The sequence below is a fragment of the Thermodesulfovibrio sp. genome (assembly GCF_049969575.1).
GTDB classification, from domain to species: Bacteria; Nitrospirota; Thermodesulfovibrionia; order Thermodesulfovibrionales; family Thermodesulfovibrionaceae; genus Thermodesulfovibrio; species Thermodesulfovibrio obliviosus.
The window spans coordinates 1-3,320 of the sequence record NZ_JBMFOO010000048.1 but is presented as its reverse complement, the minus strand read 5'-3'; the positions used below and the strand labels follow the sequence as shown (position 1 = coordinate 3,320).

Annotated in this window: 4 protein-coding genes; all 4 read left to right on the top strand. The window is 34.2% G+C overall.

Annotation, left to right across the window (positions count from 1 at the left end):
- On the top strand, nucleotides 1-697 hold a 697-nt coding region (locus tag ACP5O9_RS08650; protein ID WP_428723846.1), incomplete at its 5' end, for a DegT/DnrJ/EryC1/StrS family aminotransferase.
- Nucleotides 698-705: 8 nt separating this feature from the next.
- Nucleotides 706-1,323 (top strand): sugar transferase, encoded by a 618-nt coding sequence (locus ACP5O9_RS08645; protein WP_428723845.1) that lies wholly within the window; start codon nucleotides 706-708, stop codon nucleotides 1,321-1,323.
- Nucleotides 1,320-2,300 carry a thiamine pyrophosphate-dependent dehydrogenase E1 component subunit alpha gene (locus ACP5O9_RS08640; protein ID WP_353686697.1) on the top strand — a complete coding sequence of 327 codons (981 nt, stop codon included), beginning with the start codon at nucleotides 1,320-1,322 and terminating at the stop codon, nucleotides 2,298-2,300. Before ACP5O9_RS08645 ends, ACP5O9_RS08640 begins: the two co-directional genes overlap by 4 nt.
- Entirely contained in the window at nucleotides 2,284-3,276 is a 993-nt protein-coding gene (locus tag ACP5O9_RS08635) for an alpha-ketoacid dehydrogenase subunit beta (protein WP_353686698.1), read from the top strand. Before ACP5O9_RS08640 ends, ACP5O9_RS08635 begins: the two co-directional genes overlap by 17 nt.
- Nucleotides 3,277-3,320: the final 44 nt, after the last annotated feature.

Below are 3,320 nucleotides of genomic sequence, written 5' to 3'. Positions count from 1 at the left end.
GGATGAGTTACAATCAATAGCTGATAAAAATAATTTAATTATTGTTGAAGATGCTGCTCAGGCACTGGGCTCTAAATTTAAAGGAAGATGTGCAGGAACTTTTGGTCTTGCTGGGGTTGTGAGTTTTTATCCTGCTAAAACACTTGGATGTCTCGGAGATGGAGGTGTAGTTTTTACAAATGATGAAAAAATATATAAAAAACTCAGAATGCTTAGAGACCATGGAAGGGATGAAACAGGTGAAGTTATAATATGGGGATTCAATTCTCGTCTAGATAACATACAAGCAGCTATTCTCAATTATAAACTTTCTTTCTATGAGCAAGAGATTTCCAGACGCAGAGAAATAGCAGGTCTTTATCAGAGCCTGCTCGGAGATGTAAAAGAGATAGTTCTTCCTCCTGCGCCTAACAGTGATCCTGAGCATTTTGACATATATCAAAACTATGAAATAGAAGCCGAACGAAGGGATGAACTTAAAGAATATTTAAGTAAAAATGGGATCGGAACAATAATCCAGTGGGGTGGCAAAGCAGTTCATCAATGGGAAAAACTTGGGTTTAATGTAAAACTTCCATTTACAGAAAAAATGTTCCAAAGATGTCTTCTTTTGCCCATGAATACATCTTTAACTGACGATGATGTTTACTATGTAGCAAATAAAATTCGAGAGTTTTACGGATATGGTAGCAAGTAGGATCAAGTATGCTTAAAAGAGCTTTTGATATAATAGTTTCAAGTATCGGATTAATTTTTCTAACCCCTCTTTTTTTAGTAATCGCCTATTTAATTAAAAAGGAAGATAGCGGGCCTGTTTTTTACCGTGGGATAAGAGTTGGTAAATATGGGAAGCCTTTCAGGATATATAAGTTTAGAACAATGATTGTAGATGCTGAAAAGATTGGAGGTCCTTCTACAGCTGATGATGACCCACGAATAACAAAAATTGGAAGATTTCTCAGAAAATATAAGATTGATGAACTGCCACAGTTAATAAATGTCTTGAAAGGAGAGATGAGCATTGTGGGTCCTCGCCCTGAAGTTCCATTTTATGTTAATATGTTTACTGAAGAAGAAAAGAAGATATTAACAGTAAAGCCTGGAATAACAGATTGGGCATCTCTGTGGAATCCTGATGAAGGAGCAATTTTAGCTGGTTCTCCTGATCCAGAAAAAACATATATGGAAAAGATAAGACCTACTAAAATAAAGCTACAGTTAAAATATGTTAATGAGCATTCTTTTTTAACAGATTTAAAAATTATTTTTTTGACTGTTTTAACAGTTATAACAAAGAAAAAATATATTAATGAGGAAAAATGAAATATTCTAAAAAATTTTTATTGGATTTATACGAAACTATGCTAAAAATAAGAATTGCTGAGGAGAGCCTTGTTGAGCCAATCTTAGAAGGCATAATAAAAACACCGTGTCATCTTTATTCTGGTGAGGAAGCAATAGCTGTAGGTATATGTGCAGCCCTTAAAAAGGAAGACTACATTTTTGGAAATCATAGATCACATGGTCATTACATTGCAAAAGGTGGTAGCCTAAATGAAATGATTGCTGAAATATATTGTAAAGAGACAGGATGTTCAAGAGGTAGAGGAGGTTCAATGCATCTTATTTGTCCTGAAGTTGGACTTCTTGGAGCTGCACCAATTGTTGCTGGAACTATTTCTCTGGCAGTAGGTTCTGCTTTAGCCTCTAAAATAAAAGGAGAAGATAGAGTAACAGTAAGCTTTTTTGGTGATGGTGCAGCAGGAGAGGGAGTTTTACATGAATGTCTAAATTTTGCAGCCCTAAAAAAACTACCTATCATTTTTGTTTGTGAAAATAATCTCTATTCCACTCATATGCCAATTAGAGAATGTAGGGTTAATCCATATATTTATAGACTTGCTATACCATTTGAAATTAAAAGCTTTAGAATTGATGGGAATAATGTTTTAAAAGTTTATGAAACTGCTAAAAAAGCAGTTGAATTATGCAGGTCTAAAAATGGGCCTGTATTTATAGAATGCATTACTTATAGACTTAGAGGTCATGTAGGCCCTGATGATAATATTCAGGGAGTTCATACAGATATCAGATCAAAAGAAGAAGTTGAAAAATGGAGGAAAAGAGATCCAATTGTAAGATTTGAGAGATTTCTTATTAAGAATAAAATAATCACAAATAAAGAGATAGAAGAAATAAAAAGAAAGATAGAGGAAGAAGTAAAAAAGGCTCATATTTTTTCTAATAATAGCCCGAATCCAAAAAAAGAAGAGGTGAATAAATATGTCTTCAAAGAATAGAAAACTTCAGTATAGTTTGGCAATAAATGAATCTCTTCATCAATTGATGGAATCAGATGAGTCTGTTTTTATTATAGGACAGGGAGTTAAAAGCCCTTGGTATGTTGGGAATACTTGTAGAGGTCTTCTTGAGAAGTTCGGTTCTGAGAGAGTTATAGATACACCTGTATCTGAAAATGCTGTAACCGGAGCAGCTGTTGGTGCAGCTATCGCAGGAATGAAACCAATTGTTGTGCATCCAAGAATGGACTTTATGCTTTTTGCCATGGATCCAATTATTAACCAGGCAGCAAATTGGCATTATATGTTTGGAGGTAAATTAAATGTTCCTGTGGTAATATGGGGAATAATAAATAGAGGCGGTGAACAGGCAGCACAGCATTCTCAGGCTCTTCATAATTTTTTTGTCCATGTTCCAGGCTTAAAAGTTGTGATGCCCTCAACCCCATATGATGCAAAAGGATTGATGATTTCAGCGGTTCAGGATCCAAATCCTGTTGTCTATATAGACGATAGATGGCTTTACAGAATTGAAGGTGTGGTTCCAGAAAATACGTATTCTGTTCCAATAGGTAAAGGAGTTATAAGAAAAACTGGCAAAGACATAACCATTATTAGTATTTCTTATATGGTTTTAGAATCATTAAAAGCAGCAGATCATTTAGGAAGAGAACACAACATAGATGCAGAAGTGATAGATTTGAGAAGTCTTAAACCATATGATACTGAAATAATTTTACAATCTATAAAAAAAACAGGAAAAGTTGTTATAGCAGATGTAGGTTGGAAGACAGGAGGTTTTTCGGCAGAAATATTAGCATTTATATCGGAGAATCTTTTTGATTATCTTCATTCACCACCAAGAAGAGTCGCTTTACCAGATGCTCCTGCACCAGCAAATAGAGTTTTAGAAGAAGCTTATTATCCAAATTACAGAGATATTATGGAAGCAGTAATGAAAGTTATGAAAAAGTAATAAATGGACGGAATAAAAAACTTTCTTAAAAATCTTTTAAAACC

Coding starts and splice junctions, on each gene's coding strand:
- ACP5O9_RS08635 (WP_353686698.1), top strand. CDS start 2,284: ATGTCTTCAAAGAATAGAAAACTTCAGTATAGTTTGGCAATAAATGAA.
- ACP5O9_RS08645 (WP_428723845.1), top strand. CDS start 706: ATGCTTAAAAGAGCTTTTGATATAATAGTTTCAAGTATCGGATTAATT.
- ACP5O9_RS08640 (WP_353686697.1), top strand. CDS start 1,320: ATGAAATATTCTAAAAAATTTTTATTGGATTTATACGAAACTATGCTA.